We start from the raw sequence: 22,707 nt of genomic DNA, 5'->3' as shown, positions 1-22,707 counted from the left end.
GTAGTTGGACCATACTTCTTAAGAAAGCGGGGCAACATGTGAAATGAAAGCTACTGGAATTGTACGCCGTATTGATGACCTCGGTCGAGTTGTTATCCCTAAAGAGATCAGACGCACACTACGTATTCGTGAAGGGGATCCGTTGGAAATTTTCGTCGATCGCGACGGTGAAGTCATACTGAAGAAGTATTCCCCGATTGGTGAGCTGGGTGATTTCGCCAAGGAATATGCAGAGTCGCTTTATGAAGGCACAGGGCATATTACAATGATTACTGACAGGGACACTTTTATCGCCCTTGCCGGAGGTTCCAAAAAGGATTATCTCGAGAAACAGGTGGGTGTGCTCCTGGAGAAGGTAATGGACAGCCGCAAGACCGTGCTCGAAACGAATGCAGGCAGCTATGACATCGGTAAAGATCATGCAGAATTAATATCGAGCTATGTAGCCGCTCCCATCATCTCCGGCGGGGACCCCATCGGTTGTGTAGTGCTTCTGAACAAGGATGATTCGGTAAAAATGGCGCAAATGGAAATCAAAATGGCCGAAACGGCAGCCGCTTTTCTGGGCAAGCAGATGGAGCAGTAACAGCTTTGATACTATGGACCCCGCTTTCCTTTTGGTATGATACAAAGGGAGGGCGGGGTTTTAGCGTTCCATTTTGGAAAAGATAAGAAGATGCGGATTGCAGAAAAATGCAGCCGTACGTGTAAATGCAAGCAAAACCGTTTCTACTTACGCGCCTCCATGCGTTATAATATAGAAATTCATCCCATTATGGCAGTTATCGCTGTAGAAGCAGGTACTTTTATGAAATCTGGTACACAAGGCTCTAAATTACTGCAAGGCGCATTTATTCTCAGCGCAGCAGCCATTCTCTCCAAACTGATTGGTACGCTGCAGAAAATTCCGCTGCAAAATCTGGGTGGAGACGCCGTGTTTGGCATATACAACACGGTTAATCCCCTGTACACGATGCTTATAACGATAGCGATGCTGGGTCTGCCGTCTGCAATCGCCAGATTCGTGGCTGAGTCCTCGGCCGACAGAGATGAAAGCGAAGGCCGGAGGGTTCTGCTGCTGTCAGCGGCCATTACAGTCATCAGCGGCCTTGTGATTGGGGCCCTTGCCTATCTTGGGGCTCCGGTTATCGCCGGGTGGGTCGGCAACTCCCATGTGATTCCCGCGCTGCGCTGCAGCGCATTAGGGCTTGCTGTTGTTCCGCTTATGGCCGCATTGCGCGGTTATTTTCAGGGACTGCATAATATGGTCCCTACCGCGGTGTCGCAGGTTGTCGAGCAGTCGGTGCGGGTAGCTGTCATGATCGCACTGCTGCTGTATCTGACCGGGAAGGGAGCAGACGCGGCCACCATCGCGGCGGGTGCGCTGATTGGATCGGCTGGCGGCGGAGCGGCCGGTCTGATTGTCATGCTGCTGTATTGGCAGAATTACCGCCGCCGTGTGAGCGTAGCGCAGCAGTCGGCTGAGCTGGCGATATCAGCTGCCTCCGAAACCGCCTGGACCCGGAGTTCTGCTGCGGACACTGTCCGGGAGCAGACAGGAGCCAAGGCCCGCAAGCTGCTGGGCTATGGCATTCCAGTCATGCTCGGAACGCTGGCTATACCGCTTATCGGGCTGGTCGATGTATTTACCGTCCCCCGTTTGCTGTCGTCAACTGTCAGCGAAGCGGCGGCGATGGCGCAGTTCGGCATCTACAATCGCGGCCTGCCGCTTGTTCAGATGGTAACGATGCTGGCCACTTCGTTATCAGTGGTCTTCATCCCGGCACTCGCGGAGGCCAAGCACCGCGGAGATTTTGGGCTGATCCAGACCCGCTGCAGCCTGTCGCTGCGCTGGTTCTGGCTGCTGGGCCTGGCCGCTTCGGTTGGCCTGGCCGTCCTTGCAGAGCCAATCAATGTGGCTCTGTACGGTGATGCTGCCGGCAGCGGCACGATGACCTGGCTGGCCTTAACCGCCGCTGGCGGTACGGTCAGCATCATCTCCGCCGCGCTGCTGCAGGGCCTGGGCGCCGTGCGCGCGCCGGCGATACATCTCTTGGCCGCCGCGGTGCTCAAGGCGGCCCTTAACCTGCTGCTGATTCCGCAGCAGGGCATTACCGGCGCAGCCATCGCCAGCGTGGCCGCGCATCTTTTCGCAGCAGCGCTAAATGTGCTGCTGCTGCACCGTATGGGCCATCTGCGGCTGCGCTTCGCAGATGCCCTGGTGAAGCCCGCGCTGCTGCTCGCGGGCCTTGGCCTGGCCGCCGCAGCCGTAAGCCTCGGCGTTGGCAGTGCGGCCGCAGCCGCCGGCTTCGGCGGCGGACGAACCGCAGCCCTGGCGCAGAGCCTGCTCGGCGTGCTGGCAGGCTGCGCCGTCTTCGCCGCCGGCGCTGTTGCCCTGCGGCTGCTCAGCGAAAGCGAGCTGCGCCAGCTTCCGGGCTTTGGCCCGCGGCTTGCGGACAAGCTGAAGAAGCTGCGCCTGTTCCCTTAAGGCGCAGCTAGGTGTTCCAACCGTTATCTCTTAAGCATGAGATTACTATATTGCAGTACATACAAAGCTGCTTTAGCCACAGCGGCAAGGCAGTGCAGAAGGAGTGGAGACAGGTATGAGCGCAACATTAACCGTGGTTGGCCTCGGTTCCGGCAATCCCGACCGGCTGACCCTGGGCATTATCAAGAAGCTGCAATCCGCATCCGCCGTTTATGTCCGGACCGCAGAGCATCCGGTGATGGCGGCTTTAACAGAGCTTGAAATAGCTTCCCAGTCCTTTGACGGGCTGTATGAATCGCTGTCCTCGTTTCCTGAAGTGTATGAAGCCATTACGGCGAAATTAATCGAGGAAGCGCGTTCCGCACCGCAGGGTACGGAAATTGTCTATGCTGTCCCGGGGCATCCCATGGTTGCAGAATCGGCGGTATCCCTGCTGCGGGAGCGCTGCCCGGGCACGGGAGTAGAACTGCACATTCTCGGCGGGGAGAGCTTTCTCGATGAGGCATTTGTACGGCTTGGCTTCGACCCGATTGAAGGGTTTCAGCTTCTGGATGCTTCCGGTATCCGCAGTTCCCAGCTTCAGCCGGAACTGCATACGCTGATCGGCCAGGTCTACGACAGCTTCACGGCTTCCGAAACCAAGCTCTGTCTGATGGATTGTTATCCGCCGGAGTATGAGGTAATCGTAGGGCATGCTCTTGGAGTGGATAAGGAAGAACGTATTCTCCGGGTACCGCTGTATGAGCTGGACCGTCTGGAAGGGTACGGCAATCTCTCGCTGATTTATGTTCCGGCAAACCGCGCGGAAAGTGCACGAAAACGCACATTTGCCCGCTTGCATGAAATAGTCGATACGTTGCGCAGTCCGGAAGGGTGCCCATGGGACCGGGAGCAGACGCATGAATCACTGCGCAAAAATCTGATTGAGGAAACCTATGAGGTTCTGGAAACGATCGATGAGGATGATCCGGACCATATGAAGGAAGAGCTGGGCGACCTGCTGCTGCAGATCATGCTTCATTCCCAGATGGAGGAGGAGCAGGGCACCTTTAATGTCTATGATGTCATTGAAGGATTGAATGACAAGCTGATCTTCCGCCATCCGCATGTCTTCGGCGACAAGAATGCTGCAGATGCCGAGGAAGCGCTCCAGAACTGGGAGGGCATGAAGGCCGAGGAAAAACGGCTTAAAGGCGTAACACCGGAAGCAGAATCCGCGCTGAGCGGTGTTCCCCGTGATTTGCCTGCGCTGATGAAGGCCTACAAACTGCAGAAAAAGGCCTCCAAAGTAGGATTCGATTGGGACAACGTTGGCGATGTGCTGGCTAAAATCCGCGAAGAGATTGATGAGCTTCAGGAGGCTATCGAATCCGGCGCACCGGCGGAGGAGCAAATGCTGGAGCTGGGGGATCTGCTGTTCGCCGCGACCAATGCCGCACGCTTCATCGGAGCGGATCCGGAAGAGGCGTTGACCCGCACCAACCGCAAGTTTGTGTCTAGATTCCAATATATTGAGCAGCAGCTGCTAAGCCGAAATACCCGTCTATTGGACAGCAGTCTAGCAGAGATGGAAGCGTTGTGGCAGGAGGCTAAGGTCAAGGAGCGAAAACAATAGATTCTGACCATCCTCTAATATATTAGAGGATGCTTTCTCCGCCTTTTGCAGTATAGGGGCCGTAAGAACAGGCAATGATGTGAATGGGGCTTAACTCTCTGGTTTGGAATGCGGTGAGAGGTTTATAATGTAATAGTGCCTGAGCCTGGACTGCTCTCTTAATTTTTTTAAAATCGAGTGTTTGCGGCAGGAATTTCGGGCGGCATCCAGAATATCTTAAAGACGAAATGACGATTCGCGGCATATCTTAGCAGCTTATCGCGTTTCATTTATTTTTTTGTATCCTAGGAGGAACTTCAAATTATGAACAAGACAGATTTGGTAAACAACATTTCCGAAAAAAGCGGATTGGCAAAGAAAGATGTAGAAACCGTATTGAACGGCGTGCTGGGCGAAATTACAGATGCTCTGTCCAAAGGCGATAAGGTCCAATTGATCGGCTTCGGTACTTTCGAAACCCGCAAACGTTCCGGCCGCACCGGCCGCAACCCGCAATCGGGCACACCTATTGAAATTCCTGAATCCACTGTACCGGCCTTCAAGGCTGGCAACAAGCTTAAAGAAGCCGTCAACTAATGCGCCTGGACAAATTCCTGAAGGTATCCCGTTTGATTAAGCGCCGCACTGTGGCCAAAGATGTGTCCGAACAGGGCCGGGTGCTGATTAACGGGAAGGAATCGAAACCGAGCAGTACGGTAAAGATCGGCGACGAGATTACAGTGCAATTCGGTCAAAAGCTAGTAACGGTCAAAGTGGAGAAACTGGTGGAAACGACCCGCAAGGACGAGGCCGCCGGCATGTATACGCTGCTCCGTGAAGAGCCTGTTGCCAAAAGCAGCGGTCTCGACTGGTAAAAGCGCTGTAAGGATAAGCAGATCACAAACAAGAGGGTGTTCCTGAAGCCAGAAATGGCTGGAACACCCTCTTAGTTTTTAATAAAATAGAACTCCGTTGGCTTCGTGCATGAGCTCTATCGGTCATTTGAAATTCTAAAAGCCTCTGTTCTATAACCTCTCCTCCCACCATAGATTAGAAACAAGAAGGAGGGGTACATGCTATGATCGAGCCAGTCAAAGTCAATAAACAGCACGATCTGCACATGCGCAGTCGCAAGCAATTGGAGCTAACAGGCGTGCAGAATGTGGAGAGCTTCGACAGCGAGGAGTTTCTGCTCCGCACGGAACTTGGCCATCTCACCATTCGCGGAAATCATTTACATATCAAGAATCTAAGTCTGGAGAATGGGCTTTTGTCTCTGGAGGGCAACGTCCATTCCCTGATTTACCTTGATCCCGGAGCGCAGAGTAAAAACAAAGGCATCCTCGGCAAACTGTTTAAATGAATCCCGCGATTCAGTGGATCACCCTGCTTTACATGATGCTGGCCGGCACAGCCATGGGACTGGCCTATGACAGCTACCGGGTGCTGTCGCTGAAATTAAGCTTTCCCAAATGGCTGAATGCGCTGCTGGATCTGCTGTATTGGCTGTGGGCGGCACTCCTCGTCTTCCGGATGCTTTATGCCGGAAATCAGGGACAATTGAGGTTTTATGTCTTTCTGGGCCTCTTTCTAGGCGTATGGATTTATTTTTTACTCTTCAGTGTTACGGTGCGGCATTTTGTGGTAATGTTAATTCAGTCGATTCAGTATACGTGCAGGCTGCTATGGAGAGCTGTAGAAATTATAATAGGCATGCCGCTTCGCTGGCTTTGGCGCCTCCTGAGGGGGACGCTGCTGCTCTTGGGCCGGATCCTGTTATTTATCCTGAAGCTGCTGCTGCGTCTAACGAAGCCAATTTGGGTACTTCCAGTAAGATGGATCTCTCCGCCTTTGTCCCGGCTCTATCACAGTGCCTGGATGGTGAGATTGTCTGAGTGGTTGACCGCATGGTGGAAACGCTGAGATTGAACTGGGGGTAGGCTGCATGAACAGATTTTCTGCAGAAGAGAAGAGTAGCAATAACAAAGGTTTGGCTGCAGGCGCGAAGAGAAGAAGATTCATATGGGCGGTCATGGTTACAGTGTTTTTTGGCTGGGCCGGTTATATTTTCTTTGCCCAGAGTGCGGCAATTGCGGACAAGAGTGAACAACTGGCTAAGAAGCAGGCGAGCAGCGAGGGAGTTACGGCTTCTCTCAATCAACTGAAATACGAAGTGTCGCGACTTAACGATGACGAGTATATCGGCCAATTGGCGCGTAAATGGTACAATATGTATCCGTTAGGGGAACAGCCTATTCGTCCCGAGCAATCAGGGCAATAAAGCAGGCCAAAAGAGGCTTTCGCTGTGTTGCCTTGCTTTGCTCTTTACTGTATAATCAAATCACCGCAGACTGGATGGACTTTATATTCGTCTGTATATTTTTAAGGGAGGATCATTTTATTCTATGGCAATTGAAGTGGGCACCAAGTTAGAAGGCAAGGTGACAGGCATCACGCATTTCGGAGCATTTGTGGATCTGTCAGGAGGTGTCACAGGTCTCGTTCACATTTCGGAAATCGCCGATAACTACGTCAAGGATGTTAACGATCATTTAAAGATTGGTGATGTAGTAACTGTCAAGGTGATCAACGTTGACAAGGACGGCAAGATCGGGCTTTCCATCAAGCAGGCTGTAGATAAGCCGGCATCGGAAGTACGTCCCCCTAGAGCTCCAAGACCAGAACGTCCAAGCGGTGGAGACCGTTTCGGCGGCGGTGGCGGCAGTGGTGGAGGCGGCGGCGGTGGTGGTTTCAATCGTGAACGGGGAGGGCGTCCATTCAAGCCTGCAGCCGGTAAACCTTCATTCGAGGATAAAATGTCACGCTTCCTGAAAGACAGCGAAGAACGGATATCTTCGATCAAGAAGAACACAGAAGGAAAGCGCGGAGGCCGTGGAGCCAAACGCGTATAATCTACTTGCACATCATAAATAACCGCAGGGGCTTTCGCCCTTGCGGTTTTTTTGTCGGTGCCCGGCAAATTGCCGACAGCATCTATCTCATTCTCACATAACACCAGAGCAATCGCTGACGAAAATCTGCTGCTGGCCTCTGCACAGTCTTGCGGCAATCCGCTGATCGAGTCTATCAATCCAATGCCCCGCATGGGATAGAGAGGCTTCGCGGGTGCTTTGTCGGGACAGGCTTTTTTGTCGGAAATTTTTTACAGTTCGCTCTCTGTTTCTGACAAACTTTCTTAAGACCCCCGCTATATAATGAGAACCATAAATTCTTAAACGGGTGGTGCAGAGGAATGAATAAAAGCAATGTGGTCAATTTGCCGGAGTGGACAAAAGCGGGAAGCAAAGACAAGGAGCAGAAGGAAGCCTGGGGCATGCGTGTAAAGAGCTGGGGAATGAATCAACCGCTGCTTCAGTTTTTAACAGTGAAGAAATGGATGCTGTTGTTGAGCTTAATGGGCTTTATGCTGGGCCGGGCAATGATTTTGGACGAGCTGTCACCCTTTGCTGTAGCTTACTTTGCTGTCATTGTGTTTATGCGTAAAGACTCCATACTTCCGGTGGCTGCAGCCACGATCCTCGGCAGTCTGTTCACCCCGTTCCCCGGAGCTATAGTGATTGCCGCAGAGCTAATTATCTTTTACCTGCTGTACAAAGGTTTTGAGAGCTTCCAGCGGATTGATCTATCCTACGCGCCGCTGATGGTATTTGTATCCTCATTTATGGTCGGACTGTTCCGGATTATCATGGGTCCCTCCCTTACCTGGTACCCGCTGATGATGGCGACACTCGATGCGCTGCTTGGTTTTGTGCTTACACTGGTATTTTTGCAGGCGCTTCCTTTGTTTACTTACAAGCAAAGGAGCCGGGCGCTGCGGAATGAAGAAGTTCTGTGCTTGATTATTCTGCTGGCTTCCGTCATGACCGGCCTTGTGGGCTGGACCATAAACGGCTTGTCGCTGGAACATATTCTGTCACGCTTTCTTATTCTGTTGTTTGCTCTCGCCGGGGGAGCTCCGCTCGGTGCTGCCGTCGGGGTAGTCACTGGGCTGATCCTCAGCCTAGCTGATATCGGAGCCATTTATCAGATGAGTCTCCTGGCTTTCTCCGGAATGCTGGCCGGGATGATGCAGTCCGGGCGCAAAGGGGCAGTCTCGATCGGAATGCTGCTGGGCTCGACTATACTTTCAGTCTACTTTCTGGGCCCGGGTGATGTGATGACCTCAACTTGGGAGACTTGCGCTGCAGTGCTGTTGTTTCTTCTAACACCAAAGGGGATTATTTCTGCCATCGCCAAATATGTGCCGGGCACACCGGATCACAGCCGGTCACAGCATGAATATGCCCGAAGAGTGAGAGATATTACAGCAGACCGGGTAACCCAGTTCTCGCAGGTGTTCCAGCAGCTGTCGAGCAGCTTTGGGCAGATTCCCCGGGCTGGAGAAGCCGGTAAAAGTGAACGTGAAATGGAAGACTTCATGAGTACTGTAACTGAGGGCGCCTGCGCCGGCTGTATCCGGCGTTCGCACTGCTGGGACACGAAGTTTTATCAGACGTACAGGTATATGACAGATATGATGACGACCGTAGAAGAATGCCCGGATGTCACCGCAGCCCAGCTACCGCCCGAGTGGAGCCGGATCTGCGGCAAGACAGGGGAGGTACTGGAAGTAATGAAGGGCCAATATGAGCTATACCAGCATGATATGCGCTGGAAAAGACAAATATACGACAGCCGCCAATTTGTTGCCGAGCAGCTTTCGGGCGTCTCACAGGTGATGGAGGACCTGGCGAAGGAGATCAAACGTGAAGGCCAGGCAATGTACCGGCAGGAGGCCCAGATCCGTGAGGCGCTGGAAAAACTGGGGTTGTCCATTCATTCGATTGAGATTTTAAGCCTCGATCCCGGCCGGGTGGAAATAGAAGTGGTTCATGCTTATACCCGCGGCTTTGATGAGTGCCGCAAGATGGTTGCGCCGCTGTTATCCGATATTCTGGAGGAGAATATTGCAGTTGTAAGTGAAACCGCGGTGCATCCCCGCGAGGGACTGTCGATGGTCACCTTTGGATCTGCCAAAGCTTATGAGGTGAATACCGGGGTGGCAGGGGCGGCCAAAGGAGGCGATATGTTCTCCGGTGATAGCTTCAGTACCGTAGAGCTTGGAAATGGCACATTTGCTGTGTCCATCAGCGACGGGATGGGTAACGGAGAGCGGGCCCGAATGGAGAGCAGTGCCGCGTTGTCCATGCTGGAGAAGCTGCTGCAGTCCGGCATGGACGAGAAGCTGGCGGTAAAGTCCGTCAATTCCATTCTGCTGCTGCGTTCTCCGGATGAGTTTTATGCGACGGTAGATATGGCACTGATCGACCAGTATTCGGCGCACACCACTTTTATGAAAATCGCGTCTGCGCCCTCCTTTATCCGCCGGGGCAGCGAAGTCATCCCGATTACTTCGAGTAATCTTCCGATCGGAATCATAAAAGACATTGAGGTGGATCTGATCAGCATGCAGCTGCGTCCGGGCGATATTCTCATTATGATGACCGATGGTATTTATGATGCGCCCGGATATGCCGTTAATAAAGAAATATGGATGAAGCGGTTAATCCAGGAGCTGGAGGGAGATGATCCTCAGGATATGGCCGACAGTCTGCTGGAAAAGGTTATCCGTTATCAAGGCAATGAAATCCATGATGACATGACCATTGTCATCAGCCGGGTTGATCATTATCATCCGGAGTGGTCCAGCCTGCATATGCCAGGTATCGGCCGGATGGAGCGGCCGCGGACGGTCAGCTAGTAAGGTAATCTATCATCTAACTCACGTTATTCTTTCGTGAGCTATATATGGAAGCAATGGAGTATCCTAATTCGGCGGGGCCTCATCTACCCCGCCGCCCTTTGCGCCGCCCCGTTTCAAAAGCCGCTGGCTCGGCGGCGTTCTTTTTCAGGTTTCAAACATAACGTGAATCTATGGGACGGAGAGGAATTTTGGAGCTGGAGAAGCGTCAGCGTTCGCCTTTGTCCCCGGATTTGCACCATGTGGCCAATTCAATAAATCCGGGGACAACAGCGATCGGAAGCCCAAAAGTTCCTCGCAGTTCCCCGAGTTCACTATTGTTTTTATCTGAATATCTCCGCTAAGCGGCGTTTGAAATCTCTCAACCTTGGATATGCTAGAAACAGATAACAAGGCAAAGGGGAGTGAACGGTCATGAAGCAAATTCTGCTCATTACGGACGGATGTTCCAATGTGGGGGAGAGTCCGGTGATGGCTGCGGCGCATGCCCGGCAGGAGGGAATCACCGTTAACGTAGTTGGCGTGGTCGATTACGGAACCATTGGCGAGCTGGGAAGCCGGGAGATTTCTGATATTGCCAAAGCAGGGGGCGGACTGAGCCGGATTGTCGGAACGCCGCAGCTGGCGCAGACCATCCAGATGATGACCCGCAAAACTGTGGTTCAGACCATTCAGCAGGCGGTTAATAAAGAGGTAAAAAAAATACTCGGCGAAGGCTCGCTGGAAGAGCTACCGCCATTGAAACGTTCGCAGGTCGTTACCGTCGTAGATGAGCTGACAGAAACCTCGCCGCTGCGCATCGCACTGCTGATTGACGCAAGCGCAAGTATGAAGCCTAAACTGGGTGCCGTAGAGGATGCCATCCGTGATTTGGCCCTCAGCCTGGAAGCGCGAGAAGGAAGCAGTGAGATTTCCGTGTTCCATTTTCCCGGGCGCTCGAGCAGTGAGGAGGCCATGCTGGATATGGACTGGACGAGCAATGTGTCGGAGGTCCGCTCGCTGTTCTCCAAGCTGAAAATGAGGGGAGCCACGCCTACAGGACCGGCTATTTTCAAGGTGCTCGAACATTACCGTTGTGATACACTGGATGAACACCGTGACCGCCTTCCGGGCAGGGATCACGATGAAAGAGAAGGGATGATTGGTGGGTATGTCGTCTAATCCGCCCTACCCTGTCGGCACCGTTATTAGCGGCAAATGGCGGGGAAACCGTTATGTCATTGAACGGATGCTGGGAAGAGGGGCCAATGGAACCGTATATCTCGTGCAAAGAGAAGGCAGACGGGAGCGGTATGCGCTCAAGATCGGAAACGATACGCTTGAGCTGCAGTCGGAAATCAACGTACTGACCTCGCTGCAATCCTGCCGGAAGCGAAGTGAGTTTCGCGCCCGCCGCGAATCCGCGCTGTCCTCCTACCTGCTGGAGTCCGATGATTTCAAAGATGGAGAGCATACCCCTTTTTATGTGATGCGCTACGTTGAAGGTAAACAGCTGCACCATTTTTTGGCCAAAAACGGGATCTCCTGGCTGGGTCTGGTGGGACTGAAGCTGTTAGAGAAGCTGCAGACGCTGCATGAATGCGGTTTTGTGTTTGGTGATCTCAAGCCCGAGAATGTAATGGTATCCGATTACGGCGAAGCCGAACTGATCGACTATGGCGGCGCAAGTCCCATGGGACGCAGTGTGAAGCAATTTACCGAATGGCATGACCGCGGATTCTGGAATGCAGGCAGCCGTACCGGCGACGAGAATTATGATCTGTTTGCTTTTGCCGTTCTCTGCCTTCGTTTACTTAATGAAGACGGGCTGAAAGCCGCTGCCCAGCAGCTCCCGCAGACAAGAAGCGTCGATGAACTGATTAAGCTGGCCAAAAGTTTGCCCGACAGGAAGCTCTCCTCTTGGCTGTGTCTTGCACTAAAAGGCGGATTTCCCGGTTCCGCGCAGGCTGCTGAGATCTGGAAGATTCATATATACGGAACGCGCAAACAGCCGAAGGATGCCATGGCGACCCCGCGCTGGCTAAAAAGTGCGTTTGGGTTATCGTTATTTGTGCTGGCTTTTACGATTTATTGGGTATTGCGTTTTTGATCTCATACATATACCGGAATGCTGGTCATGCCGGTCAAAGATTGTGTAAATGATAGGGCAAGAAAGGGAGCACCGTATGGAGCAAATGAATGAGCTTGTGGAATCCGTATTGGAGTCTGCAGACGAGCACGGGCTGTGGGCGCCCCATGACACCATAGTAGTCGCAGTTTCCGGAGGGCCGGACTCTGTGGCTCTTTTGCGTATTCTGCATGAAATATCCGTGAACCGGATACCGCTAAACCTGGTATGCGCCCACGTGAACCACGGGTTCAGAGCCGAGTCGGTTGAGGAGGCGGAGTTCGTCCGGAAAATGGCCGGGGAGCTGGGGGTGCCTTTTGAGCTGGCCGAATTTGATATCCCTTCCCTCGCCAAAGGCAGCGGGCTTGGCCCCGAGGGGACGGCACGCGAGAAACGCTATCAGTTTCTGATCGAGACCGCGCACCGCTATGGCGCACGCTCCGTTGCACTGGCACATCATGCCGATGATCAGGCGGAGACGGTGCTTATGCGACTGTTGCGGGGCAGCGGACCTTCCGGTCTGGCCGGAATGCGCTGGAAGAGGACTGAAAAAAAGGTGGAACTCATCCGCCCCTTCCTGCGTATTAACAAAACGGCTCTTGTCGGGTTATGCCGGGATGAAGGGTTTCCCTACGCCGAAGATGCCAGCAATCTGCTGACCAAATATAAGCGGAATGTCATCCGGCTGGAGGTGCTACCTTCACTGGAAAAGTACAACCCGAAAGTCAAACAGTCGCTTCTGCAATTGTCCGAAATTGTCGGAGCCGAAGATGAATTTATGGAGGCGAACGCAGCAAAATGCTTCGATGAGCTGGTTTTGATGAAGCATGGAAAATACACCTTTAAGAGAGCTTTGTTCGCGGCCATACCCTCCGCTTTACAACGGCGTTTGATTAAACTAATATTAAATTATCTGTCGGCGGATTCATCGACCCTGGATTTTTCCAAGATCGAGGCTGTACGCCGGGGGACGCTGCAGGAACACCCCACCGTATGGAGTTTGGATTTGGGTGGAGGTCTGATCTGTGTGCGGCAATATGATACAATTTTGTTCTCGTCCAAGCCTCCGCAGCGGAAGGTAAGTTATACATATCGGCTGTCTTTACCTCATTCCCGGCTTTTGCTGACGGAAATAGGAAAAGTAATGACGATGACGGTGCTGGAGAAAGAAACTTTTTTAGTACAGGGGGAGGACTATGGGAAGATGTCGGCTTGGTTTGACAGCGATGAGCTGGTCCTGCCGCTGACCATTCGTTCCCGATTGCCTGGAGATACCATAAGGGTTATGGGATTAAACGGAAGCAAAAAGGTAAAAGATATTTACATTGATGATAAAATACCTTCTTCCGAACGCTCTGAGATTCCCCTCGTTTGTGATGGTTTGGGCAATATCGTCTGGATTCCGGGCGTAAGGCGCTCGATGCATGCCGCAGTAGGGCGGCACACGGCCTCGGTTCTTCTCTTGTCTCTGGAGGACATGGAGCAGCACGAAGAAGCGTAATGGTCGAAGTAAGTCTTTCATAGTATAACTTAGGAGGTTCGCAAGTTGCAGAACGATATTCAAGAAATCTTGATCAGCGAAGAAGAAATCCAACAAAGAATCAGGGAGCTCGGCGCCCAGCTGAGCGCAGAATATGCAGGACGTACGCCATTGGTAATTTGTGTGCTGAAAGGCGCGTTTATCTTTATGGCAGATTTGGTTAAAGTCATTACAGTACCTGTTGAGATGGATTTCATGGCTGTATCCAGCTATGGGGCATCCACCAAATCTTCCGGTGTGGTCAAAATCATCAAAGATTTGGATGCGTCAGTTGAAGGACGCGATGTTCTGATCGTCGAAGACATCATCGACAGCGGTCTTACACTCAGTTATTTAATTGAAATGCTTCAAGGACGCAATGCTGCTTCCATTTCTGTGGTTACCCTGTTTGATAAACCGACAGGACGCACCGTTAATCTCGAAGCTGCCTATACTGGCTTTGTGATTCCTGACGCTTTCGTAGTCGGCTATGGACTCGACTATGCCGAACTGTATCGGAACCTCCCTTACGTCGGTGTACTTAAGCCTGAAATTTATTCCAAATGAGCTAATCGACAGCCTTAGATCCACGGATCAGATTTCCGGACCTCTGAGCATTTGAGGACTCTGGGCAGGCTATGGTACAATAACTTGAGCGTTGTGAGAGGAGGTAGGGGATGAATCGGTTCATCCGGAATTCTGGTTTTTATTTGATTTTATTTTTAGTCGTGGTGGGCATTGTCCAGTTTGTGAGCAATGGAAATGAATCCGCCGATTTCCCTAGATACGATGAATTAAGGCAGGAATTGAAAGACAATAATGTGAAGAGTATGACGGTTCAGTTTGAAGGCAATGCTTTTGCCGTTACTGGTGAATATAGAGAGCAGCCGTCAGATGCCAAATCGAAAAATTTCTCCACATTTGTTCCTCCTACAGACAAGGCCCTTGATGAGCTTATTGGAGCCAGCGAAGTCAACGGTGTAGAGCTGGTTACCAAAAAAATGGAAGGTGACAGCATTTGGCTGACATTCCTTTCTTCCATCATTCCGCTGGTTATTATGTTCATCCTGTTCTTCTTCCTGTTCAATCAGGCACAGGGTGGCGGCGGCAAAGTAATGAATTTCGGCAAGAGCAAGGCCCGGTTATATAATGAAGAGAAGAAGAAAATCAGCTTTGAGGATGTTGCAGGCGCTGATGAAGAGAAGCAAGAGCTGGTGGAAGTTGTGGAATTCCTCAAGGATCCGCGTAAATTCGCAGCTGTAGGCGCACGTATTCCTAAAGGGGTTCTCCTTGTAGGTCCTCCAGGGACCGGTAAAACCTTGCTGGCCCGTGCAGTTGCCGGTGAAGCAGGAGTTCCGTTCTTCAGTATTTCCGGTTCCGACTTTGTGGAAATGTTCGTAGGTGTCGGTGCTTCCCGTGTACGTGACTTGTTCGAAAATGCCAAGAAGAATGCACCATGTATCATCTTTATTGATGAGATCGATGCAGTGGGTCGTCAGCGCGGCGCCGGACTTGGTGGCGGACATGATGAACGCGAACAGACACTTAACCAATTGCTTGTAGAAATGGACGGTTTCGGCGGCAACGAAGGTATTATTATTGTCGCAGCTACCAACCGTGCAGATATACTTGACCCGGCATTGCTTCGTCCGGGACGTTTCGACCGTCAAATTACGGTTGACCGCCCAGATGTTAAAGGCCGTGAAGCTGTACTTAAAGTTCACTCCCGCAACAAGCCGCTTACGAAAGACGTAAGACTTGATGTTATCGCCAAACGCACTACCGGATTTACCGGTGCCGATCTGGAGAACCTGCTGAATGAAGCGGCTCTGCTCGCTGCACGCCGCAACCGCAAGGATATTACCATGCGTGAGGTTGATGAAGCGATTGACCGTGTAATTGTAGGTACCGAGAAGCGCAGCCGCGTGATCAGCGACCGTGAGAAGCGTATTGTAGCTTACCACGAAGCCGGTCATACGATTGTCGGTTACTTCCTGGAACATGCAGACATGGTTCACAAAGTTACGATCATCCCGCGCGGGCGCGCAGGCGGATACGTCATTATGCTTCCTAAAGAAGATCGCATGCTTGTTACGAAGCAGGAATTGCTTGATAAAGTAACCGGACTCCTCGGTGGACGTGTTGCCGAAGAGATGTTCATCGGTGAAATTGGCACAGGCGCATACAGCGACTTCCAACAGGCTACGCGTATTGTCCGCAGCATGATTATGGAATACGGTATGAGTGATAAGCTGGGACCTATGCAGTTCGGTACATCCCAAGGCCAGGTCTTCCTGGGCCGCGATATCGGGCATGAGCAGAACTACAGTGATTCCATCGCTTATGAAATCGACCAGGAGATGCAGAACTTTATCCGCAGCAGCTATGAACGCTGCCGGGAGCTGCTTACCAAGCACTCTAAGGAAATGCACCTCATTGCTAACACCTTGCTTGAGAAAGAAACGCTGGAACTGGATCAGATTAGAGAATTGATCGAGCAAGGCTATCTGACTGAAGACGGTAAACCGGAAGAGACTCCGGGTGTGACACACGAAGCCGGCGAACCAGTTATTGATTCTATCGGTGATGTGCGTGTCCGCATTCAAGGCAAGGACGACACCTCTTCCACAATTCCTGATCTGACCAAGGATATTCCGAATAATCCGGAGTCCGGGGATGGAAATGATTCTAACGACGGCAATAAAGACGGCGGCGGAGGCCTCGTATAAAGAGCCGCTTAACTGAATGAAGCTACGCAAGCTCGTCCGGAGAACCTTAAAGTTCTCCGGATTTTTTTCGCCTTTAGGCTTCATACCGTACAGCTTGATTGACTCCCGGTTACATTGACAGAGGGTGGAACCTTGTGTACATTAGTGATTAAATATTAATTAATGGATAACTATCTATAGCAGAGCTGAGTGGCTGTGCAGATCCGCAAGGAACATATAATCTATTCGAATGTAGAGCCGGCTTACGCCGTGAAGAAATAAGGGGGAGAACTAACCGTGGAAGCTCTGGCGCTTGAGCGCAAGCAGGAACAAAATCGCGAACTTCGTGTGCGTCTCGAACAGCTGAAAAAAGAACGGAATGCAATCATTTTGGCTCATTATTATCAGCGTGATGAAATTCAGGAGGTTGCCGATTTTCGGGGCGACTCTTTTTTACTCGCTCAAAAAGCAGCGGAGACGGACGCGGAAGTGATTGTCTTCTGCGGTGTTCATTTCATGGGGGAAAGCGCTAAGATTCTGGCGCCTAACAAAACTGTGCTTATTCCTGATGAACGCGCCGGTTGTCCGATGGCTGATATGGTCAATGTGGATGGCTTGCGCAAGCTGAAAGCACAGCATCCGAATGCTAAAGTGGTGACTTATATCAACTCGTCGGCTGAAATTAAAGCAGAGACTGATATTTGTTGTACCTCTGCCAACGCTGTGAAGGTCATCGAATCACTCGATGCGGAAGAAATTATCTGGGTGCCGGATAAGAATCTGGGCCAATATGTCCAGGATCAGACGGGCAAGAAGCTGATTATCTGGGAAGGCTATTGCAACACTCATGATATGCTTACCGTTAAAGATGTAGTGGAAATGAAAGCAAAATATCCGGAAGCCGAGTTTGTGGTGCATCCGGAATGCCGTCCTGAAGTGGTTGCCATGGGCGATTATGTAGGCAGCACCACCTCGATTCTTGAATATTGCCGGAAATCGGACCGCCGGCAGTTCATTGTTGGGACAGAAGACGGTACCGGATACCAGCTCCGCTTGGATAGTCCGGATAAGGAATTCCATTTTGCAACAAAATTTCTTGTATGCCCTAATATGAAAGTCAATAATTTAAAGAAACTGGTCAAATGCCTGGAGACGATGAAGCCGCAGATTTACGTACCGCCCGCTGTCGCCGACAAAGCCAGAACTTCCCTAGAGCGCATGCTACAAGTCCGGTAGCATGCGCTACTCTTTCGTTGAAACAGGTGAAAAGCGGTCATGATTCCACAGTATTTGGTTGATTTCGACCTTCGCGAGCTTCCTACAGTAAAGACGGATTGCATTGTTATCGGTTCAGGTATCGCCGGATTGTTCACGGCTATTAAAGCGAGTGAAGACCGGCATGTCATTATGATTACTAAGAAATCGCTGATGGAGAGCAATACTAGATATGCTCAGGGAGGAATTGCCGCGGTAATAGCCGAAGATGACTCTCCGGCATATCACCGGCAGGATACACTAATGGCTGGTGCAGGGCTCTGCTCTTCGGCTGCTGTTGATGTATTGGTGAATGAAGGACCGGGCGGGGTGCATGAGCTGATCCGGCTCGGCACCGTATTTGACAAGGAAGATGGCATATTGGCTTTGACTCAAGAAGGAGCTCACAGCCACCGCCGGATTCTGCATGCCAACGGGGATGCTACGGGCTTTGAAATTGTGCGTGCACTCTCTGAACAGGTTACTGAACATGACAATATAGAGGTATGGGATGATCATTATGTCATTGATCTCGTTACCGAAGGCGGCGAATGCCTTGGGGCGCTGGTACAGCGGCCGGGCGGAGGCAGATTGTTCCTGCAGGCCGATGCAACGATTCTATGCTCCGGGGGGGCGGGACAATTGTACCGCTATACTACTAATCCGGAAGTTGCGACCGGAGACGGCGTAGCCATCGCTTACCGGGCCGGAGCCCATGTGCGCGACATGGAATTTATCCAATTCCATCCGACGGCGCTTAGTTATCCGGGAGCCCCGAGGTTTCTGATCTCGGAAGCGGTACGCGGCGAGGGAGCCGTGCTGCGTAATATCAATGGAGAGCGGTTCATGGAACGTTATCACGAGCTGCTGGAACTGGCACCCCGCGATATCGTGGCCCGGGCCATTGTCAGTGAGATGGAGCTGACCAAGTCGACCTTTGTCTATTTGGATATTACGCATGAATCGGCCGATATGGTCAAACATCGTTTTCCCACGATATATGAGACATGTATGGGCTACGGACTGGATATTACAACGGACTGGATTCCCGTGGCTCCTGCTGCGCATTATATGATGGGGGGCATTAAGACCGATCTCAACGGAGAGAGCAATATCTCCCGTTTATTCGCCTGCGGTGAGGTGTCTTCCACCGGGGTGCATGGAGCCAACCGCTTGGCGAGCAATTCTTTGTCCGAGGCCATTGTGTTCGGGCGGCGGATTATTGAACGCATTCGCCAGCTTCCTCCGCTCCGGCGGGAGACGATTTCGGCAGTCAGTCAGCAAGGCCGTGTTGAGTCTCCTACACAAGCTATTGTGGAGCGGCGGCTTAAGCTGCAGAAGGTAATGGTCCGTTACGCCGGATTGCGGCGGAATGAGGAGATGTTGTCCAAGGGACTGGAGGAATTGAAACGGCAGCTGCCGATTTTTGCTTCGGCGCTGACCAAACGTGAGGAGTACGAGTTCGCCAATATGCTGACCTGCTGCCTGCTGATTACGGAATCGGCTTTGGCACGGGAGGAGAGCCGCGGAGCACATTACCGTGAAGACTATCCGCTGCGGAATGATGCAGAGTGGCAGAAACATCTGCTACAGATTCGCGAACTGGGAATAGTGGAGGAATTAAGTGATGATGTTTAATGGATATAATGAAGAGCTGGTACAGGCAATTAAAGGCTGGCTGCAGGAGGATGTGGGCTCCGGGGATATAACGACCCGTACGACGATACCTGCAGGCCATGAGTCCAAGGGTATTATTCATGCCAAAGAGGACGGCATTATCTGCGGAATCCCTGTAGCGGAGCTTGTGTTTGAGATTGTAGATCCGTCGCTTGTGTTCACGGGACTGGTGCAAGAAGGCCAGAGTGTGTCCAAGGGAACGGTCATCGCAGAAGTTGAAGGCAGCACGCATGCGATCCTCACCGGGGAACGGCTGGCACTTAATTTGATGCAGCGGTTGTCCGGCGTGGCTTCACGTACTGCCTCCTTTGTTCAGGAGCTGCAGGGCTTGCCAACGCGTCTGGTGGATACGCGCAAGACAACACCCGGTCACCGGATGCTGGAGAAATACGCTGTACGGGTCGGTGGTGGAGCGAATCACCGATTCGGATTATATGATGCGGTAATGATTAAGGATAATCATATCAAAGGCGCTGGCGGAATCCGTCAGGCTGTAGGACGTGCACGGGCTAATATTCCGCATACAATGACGATTGAAGTAGAGACGGAAAACCTTGAGCAGGTGGAGGAAGCACTTATTGCCGGAGCCGATATCATCATGCTTGATAATATGTCTCCTGAACTGATGAAGGAAGCTGTGAGAAGAATTAAGGCGAAATCGCCTCATGTCAAGACTGAAGCATCGGGTAATGTATCTTTGGAAACGGTTCGCCTTATCGCGGAGTCCGGCGTTGATGTAATTTCAGTGGGCCGTCTCACCTATTCTTTCTCCAGTCTGGACATCAGTCTGGATCTGAATGCGAAGAAGGAGGGCCCGCTGTCATGATGCTCGCCGTCGATATCGGCAATACCAATATTGTTCTCGGTGTGTACCGGCAGCGTGAGCTGCTGCACCACTTCAGGCTTAATACTGCACGCCAGTCCACTGTGGATGAGTATGGAGTTCTGATCCATAATCTATTCAGCATGTCGGGACTTTCGGTGAAGGACATCGAAGGGGTTATTATCTCCTCGGTAGTGCCGCCGCTTGTTCAGGTCATCGTGGAGATGTGTGTGAAATATATTGGCAAGGATCCGCTGCTGGTAGGTCCAGGAATCAAGACTGGGCTTAACCTGCGCTATGAGAATCCGCGTGAGGTAGGCGCTGACCGGATTGTTAATGCGGTTGCTGCCATTGAGCAATATAAATGTCCGCTCGTTGTTGTTGATTTCGGAACTGCGACTACCTTCGATTGCATTGACGCAGGTGCCAATTATCTTGGCGGGGCGATTGTGCCGGGACTCGGCATTTCTACGGAGGCTTTATATCAGCGGGCTTCCAAACTGCCGCGGATTGAGCTGGAGAAGCCGAAGAAGGTAATCGGACGGAACACGGTCCACGCTATGCAGGCAGGGATTATTTTCGGCTATGCCGGGCAGGTTGAAGGGATTGTAAGGCGCATTAAGCTGGAAATGAATGCGCCGGTGCTGAAGGTCATCGCTACGGGTGGACTTGCCCCGCTCATTGCCGGTGAAACGGATTGTATTGATGAAGTGAATCCAATGCTGACGCTGGAAGGTCTGCGTATTATTTATGACCGCAACAAATAAAATAAAGAAGCCTTAAAAGGGCAAGAGATAGGAGGAGTATGCACCCGATGGATAACAAAAAGGACCGGCTGGTCCGGGGAACGGCGCTGGATGGCAGAGTCAGAGCTTTTGCTGTGCGCACGACAGCGCTGGTTGATGAATTGCGGCGCAGACATGATACGTATCCAACGGCTACAGCCGCATTGGGCCGTACAGTTACCGCTGCAGCCATGATGGGCGCAATGCTCAAAGGTCAGGAGAAACTCGCCGTGATGGTCAAAGGCAATGGACCGATCGGACAGATTACTGCAGAATCAAATGCTTTTGGAGAGGTACGCGGTTATGTGACCAACCCGCATGTTCATCTGCCGAGCAATAGTCTTGGCAAGCTGGATGTCGCAGGCGCCGTGGGTACGGAAGGGTTTATTGATATCAGTAAGGATTTAGGCATGAAGGAGCCCTACCGGGGAAGTGTGCCGATTATTTCCGGTGAGCTCGGCGATGATTTCACGTATTATTTTGCAGTTTCCGAACAAACACCGGCTGCGGTGGGTCTTGGTGTGCTGGTTGAAACCGATAACTCCGTGCGCGTAGCCGGAGGATTTATTGTACAACTGCTTCCAGGGCTTACGGATGAAGAGATCACTGAGATTGAGCGGGCGGTAGGGTCGCTGCCTTCAGTAACCGCTTTACTGGAGGAGGGGCTGGAACCCGAAGAGATGCTCCGTTATCTTTTACCGGATGCAGTGATTATGGATGAGCTGGATATCAATTTTGTCTGCCAATGCTCGCGTGAACGGGTGGAGCAGACACTGGTCAGCTTGGGTGAGAAAGAGCTGGAACGTTTGATTGAAGAAGATGATCAGGCTGAGGTTGTCTGCCATTTTTGCAACGAAGCCTATGTTTTTAATAAGGATGAATTGCAGGTTATCCTGGATCAAGCGAAATCGTAGGGCTGAGGATGATGACAAGACAGGAGCGCGCGCTGCGCAATGCCGTTATTCTACTGGCTGTCGCGACTTTGATGCTCGGAGGTCTTTTATTCTGGAGTTTGCGGGCGATGTCCATTCTTAAAGGAGAGCCGGCGGACGGCGAGTCCTCGGACATCGCCTCTGCGGGAGGCCAACCGGTAACGGATCAAGCCTGGGTGGATGAACTCAAAAAAAAGTACGGTAATGATGTGCTGCTGGGCATGCTTAATCATATTGTAGTCGACAAAGAGGCCAAGGCTCTTGGTGTTGCTGTGACAGATGAGGAGATTGAGCAGGAATTGAAGCGCAGCATGACCGGTTACGGTTCGGAAGAGCAATACTATACCCAGATGCAGTCGGAGCTGGGGCTTTCCCGTCAGGAAGTACGTGAAGAAGCGGTGTATCGTCTGACTCTTCAGGCAGTCGCAACTGCAGGCATTACAATTACTGATGCGGAAATTGACAAATATTTAGCGGAGAATTCCGAGCGGTTCACACCGAGGAAAGAAATGCAGCTCTCAATAATTAAAGTGGCCACCTACAGCGAAGCTGAGCGTGTAATGGACCGGCTGGAGCAAGGAGAGGACTTTGCTGCACTTGCCAAGGAATTATCCATAGATGAGGAAAGCAGGGGGCGCGGCGGCAGCATCGGAACGGTGGAGGAGGAGGATCCCTTTTGGCCGGAGGATCTGCTGAAGACGGCAGCGCAGCTGGACGAAGGGGATATCGCAGGTCCCCTGCAGACGGGCGATGATTATGCCATTATCCGGCTGGAGAAAATGGTTGATCCCAAAAGCCAGGATCAGACGGAAATCCGTGAGCAGGTTCGCCGGGAGCTGGCACTGGAGCAGGCGGCTCCATTACAGCAGGTGGAGAGTGATTTGCGCGCTAAATATGATACAGCGATATATATTGACAACAGCCTGCAAGATTGATAATATGAAATTAAATGGAAAACCTACTGTTTTAGTCGGAAATAGATGGCGGCAGATCATATTGGCTGCGGAACAGCGCTATAACTTGGCGCTGCGGTGTTGAATCTCCTGGTGCACACCCGGA

General features: G+C 51.8%; 22 protein-coding genes. All 22 read left to right on the top strand.

The genetic code is table 11. The features are described from left to right. Positions 1-43 precede the first annotated feature (43 nt). On the top strand, positions 44-586 hold the full coding sequence (gene spoVT / locus NYE29_RS09815; RefSeq protein ID WP_038584386.1) for a stage V sporulation protein T: 543 nt from the start codon (positions 44-46) through the stop codon (positions 584-586). A gap of 222 nt (positions 587-808) precedes the next feature. Further along, complete coding sequence (locus NYE29_RS09810) at positions 809-2,488, top strand: putative polysaccharide biosynthesis protein (protein ID WP_340895694.1); 1,680 nt, start codon at positions 809-811, stop codon at positions 2,486-2,488. Positions 2,489-2,603: 115 nt separating this feature from the next. Continuing rightward, positions 2,604-4,103 (top strand): nucleoside triphosphate pyrophosphohydrolase, encoded by a 1,500-nt coding sequence (gene mazG / locus NYE29_RS09805; RefSeq protein ID WP_340895691.1) that lies wholly within the window; start codon positions 2,604-2,606, stop codon positions 4,101-4,103. Between the two features lie 303 nt (positions 4,104-4,406). Then, the gene (locus NYE29_RS09800) at positions 4,407-4,679 is read left to right on the top strand and encodes an HU family DNA-binding protein (RefSeq protein WP_038584392.1); all 273 of its coding nucleotides are present in this window, start codon (positions 4,407-4,409) and stop codon (positions 4,677-4,679) included. Continuing rightward, entirely contained in the window at positions 4,679-4,957 is a 279-nt protein-coding gene (locus NYE29_RS09795; RefSeq protein ID WP_038584395.1) for an RNA-binding S4 domain-containing protein, read from the top strand. The genes NYE29_RS09800 and NYE29_RS09795 overlap by 1 nt, the downstream gene beginning before the upstream one ends. Before the next feature lie 203 nt (positions 4,958-5,160). Further along, complete coding sequence (gene yabP, locus NYE29_RS09790) at positions 5,161-5,445, top strand: sporulation protein YabP (protein WP_076113635.1); 285 nt, start codon at positions 5,161-5,163, stop codon at positions 5,443-5,445. Beyond that, positions 5,442-6,005 carry a spore cortex biosynthesis protein YabQ gene (gene yabQ, locus NYE29_RS09785; protein WP_076113636.1) on the top strand — a complete coding sequence of 188 codons (564 nt, stop codon included), beginning with the start codon at positions 5,442-5,444 and terminating at the stop codon, positions 6,003-6,005. The genes yabP and yabQ overlap by 4 nt, the downstream gene beginning before the upstream one ends. 22 nt (positions 6,006-6,027) lie before the next feature. Further along, positions 6,028-6,363: an FtsB family cell division protein gene (locus NYE29_RS09780; RefSeq protein WP_076113637.1), complete on the top strand. Its 336-nt coding sequence runs from the start codon at positions 6,028-6,030 to the stop codon at positions 6,361-6,363. A 124-nt stretch (positions 6,364-6,487) separates the two neighbouring features. Beyond that, positions 6,488-6,994: a S1 domain-containing RNA-binding protein gene (locus NYE29_RS09775; RefSeq protein WP_340895684.1), complete on the top strand. Its 507-nt coding sequence runs from the start codon at positions 6,488-6,490 to the stop codon at positions 6,992-6,994. Between the two features lie 57 nt (positions 6,995-7,051). Continuing rightward, positions 7,052-7,195: a hypothetical protein gene (locus NYE29_RS09770; protein ID WP_340895681.1), complete on the top strand. Its 144-nt coding sequence runs from the start codon at positions 7,052-7,054 to the stop codon at positions 7,193-7,195. A 140-nt stretch (positions 7,196-7,335) separates the two neighbouring features. Beyond that, a complete protein-coding gene (gene spoIIE / locus NYE29_RS09765) occupies positions 7,336-9,843 on the top strand; it encodes a stage II sporulation protein E (RefSeq protein WP_076113639.1) in 2,508 nt (835 codons plus the stop codon). A 414-nt stretch (positions 9,844-10,257) separates the two neighbouring features. Beyond that, complete coding sequence (locus NYE29_RS09760; RefSeq protein WP_038584410.1) at positions 10,258-11,004, top strand: hypothetical protein; 747 nt, start codon at positions 10,258-10,260, stop codon at positions 11,002-11,004. Next, the gene (locus NYE29_RS09755) at positions 10,994-11,932 is read left to right on the top strand and encodes a serine/threonine protein kinase (protein ID WP_038584413.1); all 939 of its coding nucleotides are present in this window, start codon (positions 10,994-10,996) and stop codon (positions 11,930-11,932) included. The genes NYE29_RS09760 and NYE29_RS09755 overlap by 11 nt, the downstream gene beginning before the upstream one ends. Before the next feature lie 76 nt (positions 11,933-12,008). Then, positions 12,009-13,451: a tRNA lysidine(34) synthetase TilS gene (gene tilS / locus NYE29_RS09750; RefSeq protein ID WP_076113640.1), complete on the top strand. Its 1,443-nt coding sequence runs from the start codon at positions 12,009-12,011 to the stop codon at positions 13,449-13,451. Between the two features lie 45 nt (positions 13,452-13,496). After that, on the top strand, positions 13,497-14,036 hold the full coding sequence (gene hpt / locus NYE29_RS09745) for a hypoxanthine phosphoribosyltransferase (protein ID WP_038584418.1): 540 nt from the start codon (positions 13,497-13,499) through the stop codon (positions 14,034-14,036). A 110-nt stretch (positions 14,037-14,146) separates the two neighbouring features. After that, positions 14,147-16,198 (top strand): ATP-dependent zinc metalloprotease FtsH, encoded by a 2,052-nt coding sequence (ftsH, locus tag NYE29_RS09740; protein WP_076113641.1) that lies wholly within the window; start codon positions 14,147-14,149, stop codon positions 16,196-16,198. 276 nt (positions 16,199-16,474) lie between these two features. Next, positions 16,475-17,413, top strand: coding sequence for a quinolinate synthase NadA (nadA, locus tag NYE29_RS09735; RefSeq protein WP_038584425.1), 939 nt, complete (start codon positions 16,475-16,477; stop codon positions 17,411-17,413). A 39-nt stretch (positions 17,414-17,452) separates the two neighbouring features. After that, positions 17,453-19,069, top strand: a complete 1,617-nt coding sequence (gene nadB, locus NYE29_RS09730; RefSeq protein WP_340895674.1) for an L-aspartate oxidase — start codon at positions 17,453-17,455, stop codon at positions 19,067-19,069. Beyond that, positions 19,059-19,934, top strand: a complete 876-nt coding sequence (gene nadC / locus NYE29_RS09725) for a carboxylating nicotinate-nucleotide diphosphorylase (RefSeq protein ID WP_340895671.1) — start codon at positions 19,059-19,061, stop codon at positions 19,932-19,934. The genes nadB and nadC overlap by 11 nt, the downstream gene beginning before the upstream one ends. After that, complete coding sequence (locus NYE29_RS09720) at positions 19,931-20,698, top strand: type III pantothenate kinase (RefSeq protein WP_038584431.1); 768 nt, start codon at positions 19,931-19,933, stop codon at positions 20,696-20,698. The genes nadC and NYE29_RS09720 overlap by 4 nt, the downstream gene beginning before the upstream one ends. A gap of 47 nt (positions 20,699-20,745) precedes the next feature. Next, complete coding sequence (gene hslO, locus NYE29_RS09715; protein ID WP_076113644.1) at positions 20,746-21,630, top strand: Hsp33 family molecular chaperone HslO; 885 nt, start codon at positions 20,746-20,748, stop codon at positions 21,628-21,630. A gap of 8 nt (positions 21,631-21,638) precedes the next feature. Next, entirely contained in the window at positions 21,639-22,583 is a 945-nt protein-coding gene (locus NYE29_RS09710) for a peptidyl-prolyl cis-trans isomerase (protein ID WP_340895667.1), read from the top strand. The last annotated feature ends 124 nt before the right edge of the window (positions 22,584-22,707 follow it).

Origin of the sequence: Paenibacillus sp. FSL M7-1046 (assembly GCF_038007405.1) — a bacterium.
Taxonomy (GTDB): Bacteria; Bacillota; Bacilli; order Paenibacillales; family Paenibacillaceae; genus Paenibacillus_AQ.
Note: the sequence above shows the minus strand (reverse complement) of the source record. Positions and strands in the feature narration are given on the sequence as shown.